Genomic DNA, 15555 nt, shown 5'->3' on the forward strand with positions numbered 1-15555 from the left:
ACCTAGGATGTTTAATTCCGCCTCTAAACTGTTGCTTTAAAAGACAATTTACTCTTGCTCAATGTTAACAAATTTGTTAATATACACGGATGAGCTATTCCATCCTTTATTACAGCGAGCAGGTTCAAGAAGACATTATGAATCTTCCCGACACGCTTCAAGCTCGCTATATTGGATTGACCACTCGAATGATTGAGCATGGGCCGAATTTAGGCTTGCCTCATACGGATTCATTTGGCGGCGGCTTATTTGAATTAAGACTTAAAGGGGCTGAAGGTATCGCCCGAGTTTTCTTTTGTACGATGGTGGAGAAAGAAATAGTGATGCTCCATAGCTTTATTAAGAAGACTCAAAAGACGCCTGAGAAAGAATTAAAGATTGCGAAAGCACGTATGAAGGAGTGGAAAAAATGACAACACAGAAGAAAACAAAAATGCTTACCCATAAACAAATGATAAGCAAAATGCTTAAAAAGCCAGCTGTAAAAGCCGCAGTCAAAGAACTTGATCGCACTGAATTTGCTATTCTTGATGAGATTCTTACGGCAAGGAAAGAGGCTGGATTAACGCAAGCTCAAGTGGCAAAAAAGATGGGAACACAAACCCCAGCTATTGCTAGATTAGAAAGCTCTCTGGCTACCGGCAAACATTCCCCAAGCCTAACTACCCTAAGAAAGTATGCGGCGGCCTTGGGCAAGAGAGTTGAGCTTCATTTAGTCTGAGGACGTCTATATCCACTGTAATCATTTCACCCATAATTCATAATAGCTATGTTTGAAATAAAATTGATTGATCAGTTTTACTTTCTGGGACAACTAATCAGATATGGCATTTAGCATTGAACAGCTAGGGGATATTGACTATTTGGTCGGGCAGTGGTGTCTGCTTCTGGCTCCACTTGAAATCAAAAAAGATCTTGATTACGATTACGAAATCGATGGCCAGACTGTAAGTGTTTTTGAAGTTCGCCCTTTGTGGCGTGGAAAACCAGGAGAGTTAACTCGACGACCGTTTGTAAAATTTCGGTATATACAGTCTGAGGCTCTGTGGCATATTTATTGGATGCGAGCCAGCGGAAAATGGCAAGCCTATGAGCCAAATCCAATCTCAAAAGATCTCAATGAGGCACTACAAGTTATTGATGCCGATCAATATGGCTGTTTCTTTGGATAACAAGCTTGGGTTAGTCACCCTAGTTGCATTGCCTTGACTATTAGCTACTCCAGAATAAAAAACAAGATTTATAGTGTCGATGCTAACTTTCAAATGAAAAAAGAGAGCTAGAAGCTCTCTTTTTGAATTCTTGGTGGCCCGGGGCGGAATCGAACCACCGACACAAGGATTTTCAAATATCCTCCGATAGACCGCTTTCGCTTTGATTTCAAGGGCTTGAGTCACCAGTCTTAACTTGTCTAAAAATTTTGCGTCCTTGTGCCGGTCAAATTTAGCAATGAGATCAGAATCTTGCGAATGGCGATTTTTCAGTGTGTACAGATATGTTGCCATCCCTGCGCCGATCACCCGCCATAGTGCCTGTAAATGTCGTTTTAAACGACAAAATAAAACCACTCGGAAGAGTGGTTTTATTTTCAATTGAAATTAGATTACCCAACCCGCATAGGCAATAGGATCATTTGACGCCCACTAAAGTGCAATCTTTCCTGAATCTCCAATGGGGTTTGATTATGTAAGAACTTGGTAAAGAAGTTTGATTTAGCCAAAAGTAGCTTGCTTGAGAAACAAACGCTTTCATTTGGGAACTCAACATAAGCCTCATCCGTTAACTTCATAAACTCTTTGATTGGATCGGTGCCAAAACCAATTTTTGAAGTTGCGGCTAATCCATGCTGATGACAAAAATCAACATAGTACGCCATCGATTTTTCCATCTTCTCTTTAAGTTCTTCCATTTTTTGATGGCCTTCAAAGCTCGTTGCATCTACTTCACCCACTGCTACGAAAACATAATTCTTGTAGTGTGGGAAAAGTCTCATCGCCCACATCAGGGCATGCATACTGGCACCACGATGGCGACTAACCAAGATGATTGCGGCAGGTTTAGATTTATCTAGTTGAGTGATAGCCTCTGACTTCTCTACCAGCAGATCTGGGAACGCCTCATCCGCTTTTGATAATTGAACCCTAAAGTTCTCATAGTGCTTTCTTGTCAAGAGACAAAGAACTACCACTACAGATGTGACCAGGATAGTTAACCAACCGCCTTCAAATAGCTTTTCACTGATGGTAATCATCAAAATAGAGATGGTGACTACAAAACCTAAAGCGCTGAGCAAAAAGTGCTTTAACCAACCCTTATTTTTACTGTGCTTGATCCAATAGACTGACATACCAAATAAAGACAAACTAAAGGTTAGGAACACATTAATGCTGTACAGAACTACCAAGGTTGCAACAGAGCCGCCTGTAAAGAGAAGAATTAGTAAAGCGGCAACACCCATCACCAAAATACCGTTCTGCCTTACTAAGCGACTTGATAGCTCACGGAACTGTCTTGGCACCCAATAGTCGGCCGCCATGTTAGAAAGCACAGTTGGGCCATCTAAGAATCCCGTTTGTGCGGCAACAAACAACAATCCAGCCTCGAGCAATAGAACTACAGCTAAGGCAATATCGTTAACTCCACCGCCATTAGGATTTAAGTGATTAATAATTGAACCAAACGCTGTTGCATTTAGAGTTTGGCCTTCAACCTTTTCTGCGCCCCAAAGCATATAGAGCAAGATGATGCCGCCAGCAGTAATTGCCAATGAGAATGCTAAGTACCACATCGTGCGTTTGCCATGAGGCACTCTAGGCTCTGCAAGCGTATTCACATTATTGGATACGGCCTCTAATCCTGTATAGGTACCGCCTCCTAACGAGTAGGCTTTTAAAAATAAGGATGCAACCATGATCCAGCCTAAATTTGAACCTAATGCATTTGCTTCGGAGATAGCATTTGGAAATAAATTCCCGAGTTCAGGCGCATGAACGCCAATACCGTAGGCAATCAAAATAGCGTGGGTAATACAAAAGCCCAAGAAGATCGGCAAAAGAATCAAAATGGATTCTTTAATGCCTCTAAAGTTTAAGAATATAAGGAACACCACCAAGCCGAGTTCAATGATCAACTTGTAGTCTTGGTACTCAGGTGGGATCAAACTAAATGCGGCATCTACTCCGCTGGCAAGGGAAATAGCAATTGTTAATACATAGTCAACCAATAATGCTGATCCAGAAATTAATCCCGCCTTTGAGCCCAGCAATGCGGTAGCTACTTTATAGCCGCCGCCACCCGTAGGAAAGAGTTCAATAATTTGGTTGTAGCCCAATGCAATGATGAACACCGTTAAGGCTGTAGCCATTGCCAAGAACAGCGCCATATTGTGATTAGCACCTAAAGCTAAGAAAGCCTCTTCAGGACCATAGCAAGAAGATGACAGTCCATCGGCCCCCAACCCAACCCAAGCCAGTAGCGGAATAATAGATATCGCCCCTCTTGTTTTTGGATCCATTGGATCTAAGGCTTTGCCCTTAAAAAAATTAATGATTTTTTCCATCGTGTCCTCTGCGTTTCTTGGTTATATATCTAGGCGATATCCAACGCCTGTTTCAGTTAATAAAAACCTTGGTTGAGCTGGGTCATCCTCTAACTTTTGGCGGAGGTGCCCCATATAAATTCGTAAGTAGTGGTTATCTTCGGTATGCTGACCACCCCACACCTCTTTCAATAGCTGACGATGTGTCACTACCTTACCGCTATTTGTGAGCAAAATATTCAGCAATTGATATTCAATAGGGCTTAAATGAATCTCTTGATTAGCCTTAGTGACCTTGCGAAGGCTGAGATCGATCCTCACATCACCAAAACTAAATATTGGTGTATTAACCTCTGATTTAGATAGGCGCCTTAAAAGAACTCGCATTCTTGCCATGAGCTCTGCAGTACCAAAAGGTTTTGTGAGGTAATCATCGGCGCCTGCATCAAGTGCTTTTACTTTCTCATGCTCCTGCATTCTGGCTGAGAGCACTAGGATGGGATTGGTAGACCATGTGCGGTAGTTATTGATAAAACCAAGGCCATCGCCATCAGGCAAACCTAAGTCCAAAATGATTAAATCGGGCTTCTCTTTTGCGGCTACTTGCGAACCGCCGAAAATAGTCTGCGCTTCAAAGGCTACTAGATCCATGCCTTTTATGACTTTGATGATGAGTCCGCGAATATCTGCATCATCCTCAATCACCAATACTTTGATGGCTTGATCGCTCATAGCTTGGGTAACCCAGCATTTTCAGCAATAGGCAAAGTAAAGGTAATTACTGAGCCTACCTTTGATTCATTATTCTTTGCCGCTATAGAACCGCCGTGTGCCTCAACAATTTCCCTGCAAATTGCTAAACCCAATCCCATTCCTGATTGATTCGTATCAGAAATTCCTCTAGCAAACATCTCAAATAATTGACCAGGCTCTTGAACAAAACCAGCACCAGCGTCAATTACAGATACTTCAACGAATTGCTCGCTTTTGTTAGCACTCACCTCAATAGTTGCAGATTCAGACGAATACTTGGCGGCATTCTCTAGCAAGTTACAAAGTACCCTTTCAATTAATACTTCATCAAAAAACAATGGCGGTACATCGCGTGCAATGCTTGTCTTAACAATGCTTTGTGGAAACGATGTGGAGAAGTGTTTAATGCTAGAACCAATAACATCCTCTATTGGTTGCCATTCCTTTTTAAGGGTTGGGCCCTGTGTTTGCAATCTGGCCATCTCCAGCAAATTTCCAATCATGCTTGATAGCCTTAGACCCTGGCCTCGAATGGTTTCAAGATCGGCTTTACTCTCAGCATTAATATTTTGATTCCGATCTTGCAGGCTCTCAGCCAAACCAATCATGGTTGTCAGCGGAGTACGAAGATCATGTGAGAGGGAAGAAAGAATTGCGCTCTTTAAACGCTCTGTAGCGGCCTCTACTTTACTGAGCTCCTGTGCTTGTACAGAACGCAATTGAGCAATAGCTAATGCAATTAAATTGGCGGCTGTTTGTAGTAGATCGTCACGACCGTAGTACCTTAAAGACTTTGTGGGATCGGACGCCACAAGAATGCCCAGCGTCTTTAATTCAGAGCGAATGGGTAGATAAATGATGGATTTACCATCCACCTCATCAACCTCATGAAATATCCGAGTGCCGCTCTGCATAGACCATGCAACAGATTGCATATCAAATCTTGTACTCTTTAACTTCTCTGGACTCTCAGTAATGAATAAATCTATTTCAATACCGATTGGGCCCTCTAAAGCTGATTTAGCAACTTGAATAACCTGCTCATCTGATTGGGCGCTAAAGAGTCCTCGGGATAAATTTTGAAGGGCTTTGGCCAGCCCCTCTCTGGCAGAAACATCTTTAATTTGCTCTTTTAATTTTGCGGCTAAATGACCAGTAACTAGACCAACAATCAACATTACCAAAAAAGTAATGAGGTATTGGCTGTCGTCTACAGAAAATGAAAATCTTGGAGTGACAAAGAAGAAATCAAAAAATCCTACATTGATAAAAGCCGAGAATGTAGCGGCATTACGGCCCAATGAAGTAGCAATCAAAAAAGTGCTTAGCAGGAAGATCATGACAATATTGGCAAGATCCACCACGCCTAACAGGGTAGTACAAGCCAGACTTAGAATTGATGAAATCCCAATACAAATCAAGCCAGAGAAGAATGGCTGATTAGCTATAGAGGAATTTATTGTCTTTTTATCCACTTAACTATTTTCGATCTATTGGCGTAAAAAAGGCGTAAAAATGAATTTGTCGTTTTAAACGACATCACCGATACAGGGATGAAAATTTGATTTGTCCTTTTAAAGGACACTTCTTGATGGGGATATCCGATGGCGTCTAACCCTGCCAAGCCATAAAAGAAAATAGCCCAACAAGTGGGCTATTTAAATTCTTGGTGGCCTGAGGCGGAATCGACCAAGCCTAAAGATATCCAATCCTAGCTCTAGACTTGTAATCTTCTAAAGACTTTTTTCAAACCCAAAGTCAGCGGTAGCACCATTAATACTGAGCCAGCAATTAGGGCAATAGTATTAGGGACTCCCAGCCTATCGCCGACAAAACCATAAACAAGGGGTGAAATAGCACCAGAACCAATTGTTACTGTATAAAACACTCCAAATGCTCTTGATCGCATGTGCGGTGGAACTAACTCGGGGACAGTTCCATAAAGCCCAGAGGATGTTCCATTTAAGGCAACACCAACTAATGGCAGCATCAACATAACAACATCAACATTTAGCGGCAAGGTTAAAGCCATCAGAATAGACGTAGCAATCTCTGTTATTAAAGTGGTTTTGATTACGCCAAATCGAGCTGCGATAAACCCGCAAACAAATTTACCTGCGGCGCCACCAGCAAAAGTTAAACTCAGCGCAAAGCCTACCTGCGTGACTGTGGCGCCTTTAGACATTAATAAAAAAGGTAGTAGTGTTAGAAACCCCATACGAGTAGCGCTATCGATAGCAGCAATTGACGATAAAGAAATAAAGCCTAGATTAAGAAAGTTGCTGCCTGCACCTTTTCCGCTTGTATCACTTGATGCCTTATTTAACTGGGTCTTAGAGTGATTGGTAACTGTTGTTTTAGGTAGAACAACTGCTAAGAACATTACAGCCAACAATCCCAAGAGCCCCATCACGCTGGTTACGGTATGCCAATCCCAGACTGCCAATAAAGCCGCACAGAGTGATGGCAATAACACCTTCCCTATATCGCCAGAAAAGTTATATGTGCTCAGAGCACCCCTTAATTCCGAGCCTTCAAAAGCATGGGAAGTTAATGAGGAGGAGAGGGGGTGTTGAACGCTTGCGCCAATACCACTAAGAATTAAACAGGCCGCCAAACCTAAAAAACTGGTAGTCCAACCAGACAATAAAAACCCAATTGCCGCAATCAGAGTGCCGAATAGCAATAGGCGTTTTTCACCGACCTTTTCTGACAACATGCTTGATGGAACTTGTAAGGAAGCCATCGCCCCCGAATATAAAGTCTTTAAAGAGCCAACTTCAGCAAGCGATAGACCAAATGCCATTTGCCAAATGGGAAACATGACATACAGTAGGTCGGTATATCCATCATGAAGAATATGGGCACCACAACAAGACCCCAGGATTCTTTTCTTGAGCGCTTTCATAGCAACAATGTAACCGAGCCCAAATGAAAAAACCACCCGAAGGTGATTTTAGTATTTCTTGGTGGCCCGGGGCGGAATCGAACCAGGGCCGAGGATGCCTGATCCAAGCTCTTTTTAATTTCGTTGTACTCAAATCGAGCTTTTGGATTTACCTTGGAATGTTACTGAGCCCATTGCTCACAAAGTACAGTTGGGTTTCCATAGCCCCGCCCATTTTCCATTCCAGAATTCATGCAATAGTTAAATCTTTCTAAAGCAAGCCCAGTTAAGCCTGTGTTGTATACGCCCCCTCCTGACGTTCCTACTGAAGGAGGCGGCCCCCCAGAGCAAACCAATTGACCGTTTTGTGCAGAGATATTCGTACATTGGGTGGCATTTGTAAGTCTTGCCGCTACCCATTGGCCTCGCCCATTCTGACAAGACGCTACCATAGTTGTCCCCTCCATAGCTGATGCTTGACATGAATTAGACCAATTGCCAGGAATCATTCGATATGGCTGAGCATTTGTCTGAAATGCAAGAAGTGTGAAGAAAGTAAAAACCGATACTCTAAGAAATAACATGGCAGTTCCTTTTAATTATTTAAATGTCCGTTGGTGATAAGAACAAACTTAATCTCCCTCTCTTTGGAGGCTGTACTTCAGAGTGAAGTCATACTGTCTGGCAAAAAGCATGCTGGACATTAACGCAAGAGAATTCCTGGTGATGCCGGGATACTGCCAGGGACTTTATTAAGGCTTAATAATTGCGAAATAATCTTCAAGACCATTGGCGAATAGCCGTTATCGTTTGCTGGAATACTATGAACATCGTCATCAATATTTTTTACTCTTGCAAAATTTTTATTACTTGAGTCATTTTTTCTGACAATCAATAAGGCATATTGATTTTCTTGGCCGATTTTTCGAGCTTGAGTAGTTGCTGATGGAGGCAATGTAACAATGAAGGGGTTTTCTTGATTCTGGGCGGATACTACCTGTCCAAGATATTCGAAGACTGTATTGGGTGATCGAATGGTTAAGATTAGTTCAGATTTAGAGCTCTTATTTTTAGGGGCGTTTAGACTTGCTTTGCAAAAAATGTCAGAGCTAAATTCTTCTTTAACAAAGTTGGCAAATTTGTTCTCATCAACGCAAATCTTAAATTGAGGTTGCAGTTGCATTTGGCCGTACATTCCACCATAAGCACCGGATGATCCACCATACCCGCCATACCCACCTGGACTTTGATAAGGCGATGGCATGTTAGGTTGTGAATAGTTTGCTGTTCTACCTAATGCAGGAGAACTATTTTTCTTTGGCCCCTCTTTGACCTGATCAACAGTCAAGCCGTAACTTAGCAACTTATAAAGCTCGGCTTGGAAGGCGGGATATTCTGGTAAAAGCGGATTGTTTATATACCGAGTAGATTTACCATCAGCTTGCTTAATTTCAATTGAAGCAACTACTAGACTAAACATTACCTCTCTCGGAATATTATCGGAAATAAAAAACTTGGCAGTTCCAATAGGGATTTGAGATAAAAATCCTTGCAGAAAAGTGGCATTATCAAGTGAGGACTGGGAAAAGTTAAAACTATTACCAAAAGATGGGTTGAGACTCGGGCTAAATGAGCTTATGCCAAGAGGGCCGCCTGCAAGCCCTCCAATGAATCCATTCATTGATGGACCTAATCCTGTATTAAAACTTACATTTCCAGATCCATTGATGCTGGGAATATCTAGAAAACTTAACGGGCGCTCATTGGATGCGCGGATGATATTAATCAGGATGCTATTTAATTGGTACTGCTCCAAAATGATAGCGTAGCGTGCCGACATCTCTGTAAAGTCTGGAGTGACGGGAGTAGTACAACCCCCAATCAATATTGTTATTGAAATTGAGTTACAAATTGCTTTGATGCCATTAATGATGGTGGAATTCACTGACACCCCAAGAATTGAACTATGTTCGAAATCTAGGGCGGTAGGTTTGGCAGAATGCCAAGTCAGCTCAGAGGTCTGTTGGAATCATATTAACTGATTACAGTTGGTGATGGAGTAAAGAAAGGGTAAACACTTGAAATATTTGTCGTTTAAAACGACATCGCAAGCACCGGCCCTAGATGACAGTCGCTTAAATAGACGCAGGACCAACACAGGGATGACAAATCCCCAATAAATAAAGCGTCCTTTTAAAGGACAGTTCATGATGGGGGGATGTGAACGGCAACTGTAAACCATGTGGTCGGTACCGGACGTAAAGCATGTGTCCGGTACGTACCCCAGTAATCTTGGTGGCCCGGGGCGGAATCGAACCACCGACACAAGGATTTTCAACTCTGATAGACCGTCTTCGTTATTTTTATTTTCAAAGTCTAACAGCGTACCCTCATCGTTGTGTGCGAGCGTGTGTATTTTTTTCTTCGCTGTAAAAAAGTATTTGTACAGCATCGCAACTATACCTCCCATCCGTCTCACAAAGATTTTTTTATTGTCCAAAAATCCACCAAAACCACCACGATTTCGCATCAAATCAACACTTTTATTAGCGTACCGCAAAGCTATATACAGCGTGGCTCTACGGACTTGTACGAACTTTGTACGCTTATGCGTAGCGTTGCTGTAGCTGTTTGCGTGTCCGTTCTGCTTCACGCTGTTGTCGCTGTCTATCACGCTCCGCTTGTAATCGCTTCTTATCGTTATCAACATTTTGTTTAAGCGAGGAGATGCGTGCTTGTGCTGGTGTAAGCGGTGGCTTGGGTTTGATAGTTTGGATTTCGTAAAAACGCATATTGTATTTACAACACACAACATCACACCTCTGTGTAGTTCAGCACATTATCAACACCGTATTGTGCTTCCCCTAACTGCTTTGCCATATAAGCATTATCAGCATATATCAGCGTGTGGGCTGTTTGCGTTTGACTAATGCGTACCCATAGTTTGTATTGTTTCATTTTGTAAATCCACTTCGCAGTTTGTTAGCGGCAACATCAATCGCCTCGTCAAGCTCGCCTGCCTCTACCGCACTTTTAATAACTTGTAATGTGCTCACTAAATCATTCGCAGTAGCAACTTCTACAGCATACTTGCCTTTTGCCAACTCCAATACTCTTGCTCCGTACCTAACAGCAATCGCCAACTTGCCGTTGTCGCCGACAAACCACCAACTTTTTAATCGCTTGTTTGTTTCAATCTGTTTGCGTACTCCACTTTCTTTATCGGTGTAGCTACGAAACTTTTGTACGCTAAATGTTGTACCACTTTGTTCTGCTTTAGCTAACTCAATCTGCTCCCATAAGCGTTTTGATAACTTTAGGCGACGCTGTTGTACTTGCGGTACTTGAGTTGGCTTTTTAGTAGCCGTAAGTTTGAGTGCGGTGAATGTTGTCATTGCTGTTCCTGTTTTTGTTTGCTTATACACACAATAAGTTCAAGTTTGTACATAGGACAACCGTTATTAGCTCCCTTTACCAATCTCACCAAATAAAAAGCCACTTTTTTATATCAACTCTTTTCACTGACATAAATAAAAGTGACGAATAGAACAGAGGAAAGTCCTATACGCCATTTATTACTACCGATAACGAGTTGCGACACTCAGTTGATATGTCGCCCTAAAACTGGACTTAGAGTCACAGGGATGGAAAATCTGGGCGGTAGCAGAGACTTGAATTCACTATCCTTAACAGGACGCCGTCAGTTTTGCTAACTGATTGAATAAAGTAGATAGACAGCACAAAGTTGATAGTACATAGTGCTATAACAACACGAGTAAGCCCTGCTCACACAGCAACTTACGAACAAGACAGAGGTAGCTACTTATGCTTTTGTCATTGTTGCGTTTCATTTCAACCGCACATAAAAGGAGATAGCGAAACCGCCCTTACCAAATATGGTTGTGCTTTAAGTAGTGTAGTAAAGAACTCGACAAAAGAACTTTTCTATAGCTGAGCCTATTGCTTAAGGCTCAGTGTAGGTTGAATCTGACAAAAGCTCTTTAATCAATATTGATTTACCACTAAAGATATATTTTGTTTAGTAAAGAAAGAGAAAAATGTGATGAGCGAAAGCGAAAGCACAAGCGAACGCAAAGCGTTTGCTTATACAAGGTGACTTAGATAAAAATCACCAACCCAAAAGTTTAAGTACTCCACCTAAATAATCCGTAGCCCTCAAAACCAAGAGCTATAAGGGGTTTTGGACTTGTACAAAGTTGGTACGCTTATGCGTAATCACACAGACTTACACGCATACAGCATAAGTTTGTACATAAACCCCTCAAATCATTGCTACAAGCAGTTTTTTGAATAGAGCGAATACATACACAGCAGATTTGGATAAAAACAGCATACAGCGTGTTTTTTGATGTGGCTTTTGGACAACGCAGTAAATACAACACCAAATATTTTTCATAGTTTCATATCACTTGTTGCTAACCACTTGTTTTTTGGAAAGTTTTTAAACAAGCAGATAGAGGTAGGAATATTGGTAATAAGAAAACACAATAACTACAACATTTTATTTGATAGAAGGGATACAAAATGGCACAAGCTAAAACACTTACGCAGAACGAAGTAGATCAGGTACTACGCTACATAGCAACAAAGCAACGATACGCAATACGCAACAGAGCAATGTTGCTAACCAGCTTTTATAGTGGCATGCGTGTTGGTGAGATTGCGAGTATGCGGGTATGTGATATACGCAACGAGGATGGTACGATTAAAAACGAAGTGCGTTTAAGTAGCTCACAGACAAAGGGAAATGTTGGCAGGGTTGTATTCGTAAATGAGAAGCTACGGACAGAGTTAGCGTCATATCTACACTTTCATAAACCCAAAACCAATACCGAGCCTTTGTTTTTTACCGAAAAACGAATAGGGTTTAGTGCGAACACAATGACACAATGGTTTTTTTGGTTATACAAAAAGGCAGGTATTAGCTCAGCTTCATCGCATAGCGGACGCAGGACTTTTATTACCAATCTTGCTAACAAAGGCGTTGGTGTGCGTGTATTGGCGAGCTTAGCTGGACACAAGTCACTCAACACAACAATGATTTACATTGATACGAACGACGACATTAAACGCAGGGCAGTGGAGTTGATTTAACTTTTAAGACGGGCGATTGCGTTTTCTATCGCTTCTCTCTTGTATTGCCTTTTCAAATCAAACTTGGTAGCACCGCCATTAGCACTTTCGCTGTGTATGCTACGACTACCTTTAACACGCGGCACAGATTGTGGGTCAGCGTTTGGAGCATTGCTAGCACTCGTATCAACTTCTCTGTCTAACCATAATCTCACTTCTTGTGCGAGCTGTGCGTCATTACCATCTAATAAGTCACACAAATACATTACCGCATCTTCGTACGCACTTTCAGCTTGATGGTGTAATCGTAATCGCCCATGTCTATTGCGACTATCAATACGAGAACGGGCAGTGACTGGCGTAGATTCAGCACGAGCGTGATAAAAATCACCCTGCTTTAGTTTGTCCAAATACATATTCAACTCTTGCGGACGCTCTAATACTTGTGTGTAATCAACTTTTAAGTATTCATTAGCATTTTCAAAATCTTGCCATTGCTCATCGGTTAGAACGCCCTTCAAATCCCTGCGTGTTATGTCTTCACCTTTTTTAAGACGGGCGAGCAGTTCTTTTAATCGCTTTAAGCGTTTGGCTTTTGCTTTTGGATCAAGCTGTGCTACAGCATTGGATTTAGCTTGCTGTGCTTGTAGTAGCTTGTTTCGTATTTCGGATAACTTGGACATTTACGCACATAGGGTTAAGGTTCGTACAGATATTATGCTTGAACTTTAACTCCTTGTGCGTGAGCCTACTTATTGGCTTCTTTTAACTTTATCCAACTTTTTCTAAACAACAAATAACCAACCATAAGTACCAATCCCCCAAAAACAGCTCCAAGCGTAATCAAACTTCTTTTAGGCTCTACTTTTATATTTGGGGCATAGATTGGGGTTGTTAAATATGCTTCCTTTGTTTGTGGTTCAGTTAAAGCGATTTCTAAATCACTTATCTGCGTACGCAAATCTTTAACCTCATTCTCCTTGCTTAAAGTAGTAGCCAATAGCAATGTAGAAGCTGAAAACTTGGAGTCTGAAAAGTCAAAGTTAGGTTTTTTACTTGATAATATTTTTGTTATTTGCTCGGCTGACTCAAGTTTAGATTTTAATGTTGCGAGCTGATTTTTTCTTTGCTCAAGTATTGGTTTTGCTATTTCGTTTTGACTTATACGAATATCATTCAATACACTCTCCAAGCATTTCTTTGCGTCTTCCACATTTTTTGCTTTGTATGAGATGCTAATAATAGGGGCATTTTTTGCTAATGCTGGCTTTATGCTTTTAGCAATAACATTACCAGGCTCTATTGAATCCTCAACCTTACAACTCACAAAACTATTTTGTGAGTAATACATAGGCATTTGGAGCTTTTCTAATAAGATATTTGGAGTCTCAACATCACTATTAGCTACCTTAGCAACTTGAATATTTGCTGTTGCTTGATACTTTGGTGGAACTATAAAAGCATAAGCACCGCCCAACACTCCGCCAATAAATCCACTAAGCAAAATCTTTCTGTAGTTTTCCTTAAAAAAGTCAAATACTTCTAACAGAGATAACTCGTCATCTGTATTGTTCAAATTGTTATCTATCATTTGTCAATCCCCCAAGTAATGTCAAGCAACTCCATTACCAAAACAGCCAAACCATATATATAGGCTGAAAGAGAAACGACGAGAAAGATTATTGCTGGGTTTGTAAAACGAATCTTTCGTTTTACAAAAGTGTTTGTGTTTATTCGGGGGGGGGGAGATTTGTATCATGTAAGTTATGCCAATCTATGTGCCGCCATTGTTGCTGTTAGTTTGCTGTAGTGTCTTTCAATCATTGCCGAACTATTACCCATTTGCTTAGAAAGAGTATGAACATTAGTATCATTTTCTATAAGCTCCAATGTAGCATAAGTATGTCGCAATGAGTACAAAGTTCTATTTTTTCCGTCTTCACTTTTCTCTAAACCACTATCACGCATCAACCTTCTAAATGTTCCATTCAAGCTGGGGGGCTGATAGCCGTCTGTAAATGTAAAAAGTTTATGTGCTGTCCGCTCTTTAAGTAGCTGTTCAAACTCAATACCATTGTGTGCCTGCTGTCTGCTATGTAAGCGTTTAAGCACATCAACAGCCCTATGCTTCGCTATCAACCATCTACCGCCAGTCTTACCGTTAACCCATATTCGTAAGTACCTAACGCCCTTGTCCGTATGCCACTCTATGTGCTTCCAACATATACCCAACGCTTCTGTGCCGTGACGCATCCCCGTTAGCAATAACATCTCAACATAATCACGCAGTAGCGGACGCATTTCACGCTCTACAGCAAGTCTGCCTTGCTTGCTCCACTCCACCATATAAACAAGCAATGCCTCTATCTCCGCTCTGCTAAAGGCTGGGCGGGCGATGCTCTTTTGTCCTCGCGTTGATAGCTTAGGTATTGCCACTCGCTCGCTAATCCATCCTCTACCTATAGCAACACTACATAACCTGCTCCACGCACTGGCAAAGTTATTGAGTGTGCTTGCTTTAGGTAGCTTTGCCATTTGCCTATTTCTCCATAGTTCAAACTCCACTATGTCTGCGTGCGTAAGTTCTTCTAAATGTTTTTCCGCAAAGTACGGGATGAAATACTTTTCAATACAAGTGATGTACGAGTGATACACACTCTTGCCTCTACCTAAGTCCAGCTCCTTGCGTAGCTCGTCTAATGTTGCGTCTGCTATTTGTGCGAAGTTGTGTGCTATGTGTGCTAAACCTAACCGCTGTCTAAACCTTATCTCATCGTACATTTCGCACGCAACAGCAACGGCTTGCTCTACGCTTGCTTTGCGTGTGCTTACTCTGTACCAACTTCCATCTGCTAACTTAAAGCGACATTGATATAAAGGGCTGGCACTACGACGATACAAAACTACTTCACCATCACGCAAATACAAAATATTAGGGTTAGAGGTGTAGTGAGCTGTTAGTATTCGTAGATGCTTTGCGAGTGTCATTACGCAAAGTTAAACAGCGTGTTGCTAAAGTGCGGGGAGCGTAGATTATTTTTACGCACGCAAAGAGCAAAAATTTGTACAAGCACAAAAGAAAACACCCCAACCATTCGGTTAGGGTGCTTCAGGTTAAATCTTGGTGGCCCGGGGCGGAATCGAACCACCGACACAAGGATTTTCAATCCTCTGCTCTACCGACTGAGCTACCAGGCCAAGACTGCTTATTATACGCAAACTGTTCTTAAAGCTGTTAAAAAATGCTCTACTGTGCGTTTCCACCTTGTAGTTATCAGCTTTT

Annotated in this window: 17 protein-coding genes and 1 tRNA gene; 4 read left to right on the forward strand and 14 right to left on the reverse strand. The window is 41.6% G+C overall.

What is annotated here, in order from left to right; all coding sequences use genetic code 11:
- Positions 1–89 precede the first annotated feature (89 nt).
- From AOC28_RS00005 to AOC28_RS00015, 3 genes are all read left to right on the forward strand, one after another.
- Positions 90–413 carry a type II toxin-antitoxin system RelE/ParE family toxin gene (locus tag AOC28_RS00005; protein WP_072582000.1) on the forward strand — a complete coding sequence of 108 codons (324 nt, stop codon included), beginning with the start codon at positions 90–92 and terminating at the stop codon, positions 411–413.
- Positions 414–433: 20 nt separating this feature from the next.
- On the forward strand, positions 434–721 hold the full coding sequence (locus AOC28_RS00010; protein WP_072582115.1) for a helix-turn-helix transcriptional regulator: 288 nt from the start codon (positions 434–436) through the stop codon (positions 719–721).
- A gap of 103 nt (positions 722–824) precedes the next feature.
- A complete protein-coding gene (locus AOC28_RS00015) occupies positions 825–1172 on the forward strand; it encodes a DUF3024 domain-containing protein (RefSeq protein ID WP_072582001.1) in 348 nt (115 codons plus the stop codon).
- On the opposite strand, the gene AOC28_RS11275 is transcribed toward AOC28_RS00015, so the two are convergent.
- The 10 genes from AOC28_RS11275 to AOC28_RS00055 all read right to left on the reverse strand — a co-directional run bounded on the left by AOC28_RS11275 (position 1128) and on the right by AOC28_RS00055 (position 10573).
- Positions 1128–1505 carry a hypothetical protein gene (locus tag AOC28_RS11275; RefSeq protein ID WP_143143846.1) on the reverse strand — a complete coding sequence of 126 codons (378 nt, stop codon included), beginning with the start codon at positions 1503–1505 and terminating at the stop codon, positions 1128–1130. The genes AOC28_RS00015 and AOC28_RS11275 overlap by 45 nt on opposite strands.
- Before the next feature lie 98 nt (positions 1506–1603).
- Complete coding sequence (locus AOC28_RS00020) at positions 1604–3559, reverse strand: APC family permease (RefSeq protein ID WP_072582002.1); 1956 nt, start codon at positions 3557–3559, stop codon at positions 1604–1606.
- A 21-nt stretch (positions 3560–3580) separates the two neighbouring features.
- Positions 3581–4270: a winged helix-turn-helix domain-containing protein gene (locus AOC28_RS00025; RefSeq protein WP_072582003.1), complete on the reverse strand. Its 690-nt coding sequence runs from the start codon at positions 4268–4270 to the stop codon at positions 3581–3583.
- Positions 4267–5766, reverse strand: a complete 1500-nt coding sequence (locus AOC28_RS00030) for a DUF4118 domain-containing protein (protein WP_072582004.1) — start codon at positions 5764–5766, stop codon at positions 4267–4269. The genes AOC28_RS00025 and AOC28_RS00030 overlap by 4 nt, the downstream gene beginning before the upstream one ends.
- 242 nt (positions 5767–6008) lie before the next feature.
- Entirely contained in the window at positions 6009–7235 is a 1227-nt protein-coding gene (locus AOC28_RS00035; RefSeq protein ID WP_083657582.1) for an MFS transporter, read from the reverse strand.
- A 125-nt stretch (positions 7236–7360) separates the two neighbouring features.
- Positions 7361–7762 (reverse strand): hypothetical protein, encoded by a 402-nt coding sequence (locus tag AOC28_RS11280; protein ID WP_143143847.1) that lies wholly within the window; start codon positions 7760–7762, stop codon positions 7361–7363.
- Positions 7763–7881: 119 nt separating this feature from the next.
- Positions 7882–9123, reverse strand: a complete 1242-nt coding sequence (locus AOC28_RS00040; protein WP_072582006.1) for a hypothetical protein — start codon at positions 9121–9123, stop codon at positions 7882–7884.
- 84 nt (positions 9124–9207) lie between these two features.
- Positions 9208–9708, reverse strand: coding sequence for a hypothetical protein (locus tag AOC28_RS11345; protein ID WP_072582007.1), 501 nt, complete (start codon positions 9706–9708; stop codon positions 9208–9210).
- Between the two features lie 76 nt (positions 9709–9784).
- Positions 9785–9970, reverse strand: a complete 186-nt coding sequence (locus AOC28_RS00050; protein ID WP_072582008.1) for a hypothetical protein — start codon at positions 9968–9970, stop codon at positions 9785–9787.
- A 162-nt stretch (positions 9971–10132) separates the two neighbouring features.
- On the reverse strand, positions 10133–10573 hold the full coding sequence (locus AOC28_RS00055; protein ID WP_072582009.1) for a DUF6641 family protein: 441 nt from the start codon (positions 10571–10573) through the stop codon (positions 10133–10135).
- Between the two features lie 1150 nt (positions 10574–11723).
- Between AOC28_RS00055 and AOC28_RS00060 the strand changes: the two genes are divergently transcribed.
- The gene (locus AOC28_RS00060; protein ID WP_072582010.1) at positions 11724–12293 is read left to right on the forward strand and encodes a site-specific integrase; all 570 of its coding nucleotides are present in this window, start codon (positions 11724–11726) and stop codon (positions 12291–12293) included.
- Here the strand turns inward: AOC28_RS00060 and AOC28_RS00065 are convergent.
- From AOC28_RS00065 to AOC28_RS00080, 4 genes are all read right to left on the reverse strand, one after another.
- Entirely contained in the window at positions 12290–12955 is a 666-nt protein-coding gene (locus AOC28_RS00065; RefSeq protein WP_072582011.1) for a hypothetical protein, read from the reverse strand. The genes AOC28_RS00060 and AOC28_RS00065 overlap by 4 nt on opposite strands.
- A 65-nt stretch (positions 12956–13020) precedes the next feature.
- Complete coding sequence (locus AOC28_RS00070) at positions 13021–13863, reverse strand: Wzz/FepE/Etk N-terminal domain-containing protein (RefSeq protein ID WP_072582012.1); 843 nt, start codon at positions 13861–13863, stop codon at positions 13021–13023.
- 173 nt (positions 13864–14036) lie between these two features.
- Positions 14037–15260: a tyrosine-type recombinase/integrase gene (locus tag AOC28_RS00075; RefSeq protein ID WP_083564187.1), complete on the reverse strand. Its 1224-nt coding sequence runs from the start codon at positions 15258–15260 to the stop codon at positions 14037–14039.
- Between the two features lie 134 nt (positions 15261–15394).
- Positions 15395–15470: transfer RNA gene (locus AOC28_RS00080), tRNA-Phe, on the reverse strand.
- Positions 15471–15555 lie beyond the last annotated feature (85 nt).

Origin of the sequence: Polynucleobacter sp. MWH-Adler-W8 (assembly GCF_001889925.1) — a bacterium.
Classification (GTDB): domain Bacteria; phylum Pseudomonadota; class Gammaproteobacteria; order Burkholderiales; family Burkholderiaceae; genus Polynucleobacter.

Excerpts from the sequence above, each read along its gene's own strand:
- AOC28_RS00005 (WP_072582000.1), top strand. The coding sequence starts at position 90 with ATGAGCTATTCCATCCTTTATTACAGCGAGCAGGTTCAAGAAGACATT.
- AOC28_RS00010 (WP_072582115.1), top strand. The coding sequence starts at position 434 with ATGCTTACCCATAAACAAATGATAAGCAAAATGCTTAAAAAGCCAGCT.
- AOC28_RS00015 (WP_072582001.1), top strand. The coding sequence starts at position 825 with ATGGCATTTAGCATTGAACAGCTAGGGGATATTGACTATTTGGTCGGG.
- AOC28_RS11275 (WP_143143846.1), bottom strand. The coding sequence starts at position 1,505 with ATGGCAACATATCTGTACACACTGAAAAATCGCCATTCGCAAGATTCT.
- AOC28_RS00020 (WP_072582002.1), bottom strand. The coding sequence starts at position 3,559 with ATGGAAAAAATCATTAATTTTTTTAAGGGCAAAGCCTTAGATCCAATG.
- AOC28_RS00025 (WP_072582003.1), bottom strand. The coding sequence starts at position 4,270 with ATGAGCGATCAAGCCATCAAAGTATTGGTGATTGAGGATGATGCAGAT.
- AOC28_RS11280 (WP_143143847.1), bottom strand. The coding sequence starts at position 7,762 with ATGTTATTTCTTAGAGTATCGGTTTTTACTTTCTTCACACTTCTTGCA.
- AOC28_RS11345 (WP_072582007.1), bottom strand. The coding sequence starts at position 9,708 with ATGCGAAATCGTGGTGGTTTTGGTGGATTTTTGGACAATAAAAAAATC.
- AOC28_RS00050 (WP_072582008.1), bottom strand. The coding sequence starts at position 9,970 with ATGCGTTTTTACGAAATCCAAACTATCAAACCCAAGCCACCGCTTACA.
- AOC28_RS00055 (WP_072582009.1), bottom strand. The coding sequence starts at position 10,573 with ATGACAACATTCACCGCACTCAAACTTACGGCTACTAAAAAGCCAACT.
- AOC28_RS00060 (WP_072582010.1), top strand. The coding sequence starts at position 11,724 with ATGGCACAAGCTAAAACACTTACGCAGAACGAAGTAGATCAGGTACTA.
- AOC28_RS00065 (WP_072582011.1), bottom strand. The coding sequence starts at position 12,955 with ATGTCCAAGTTATCCGAAATACGAAACAAGCTACTACAAGCACAGCAA.
- AOC28_RS00070 (WP_072582012.1), bottom strand. The coding sequence starts at position 13,863 with ATGATAGATAACAATTTGAACAATACAGATGACGAGTTATCTCTGTTA.
- AOC28_RS00075 (WP_083564187.1), bottom strand. The coding sequence starts at position 15,260 with ATGACACTCGCAAAGCATCTACGAATACTAACAGCTCACTACACCTCT.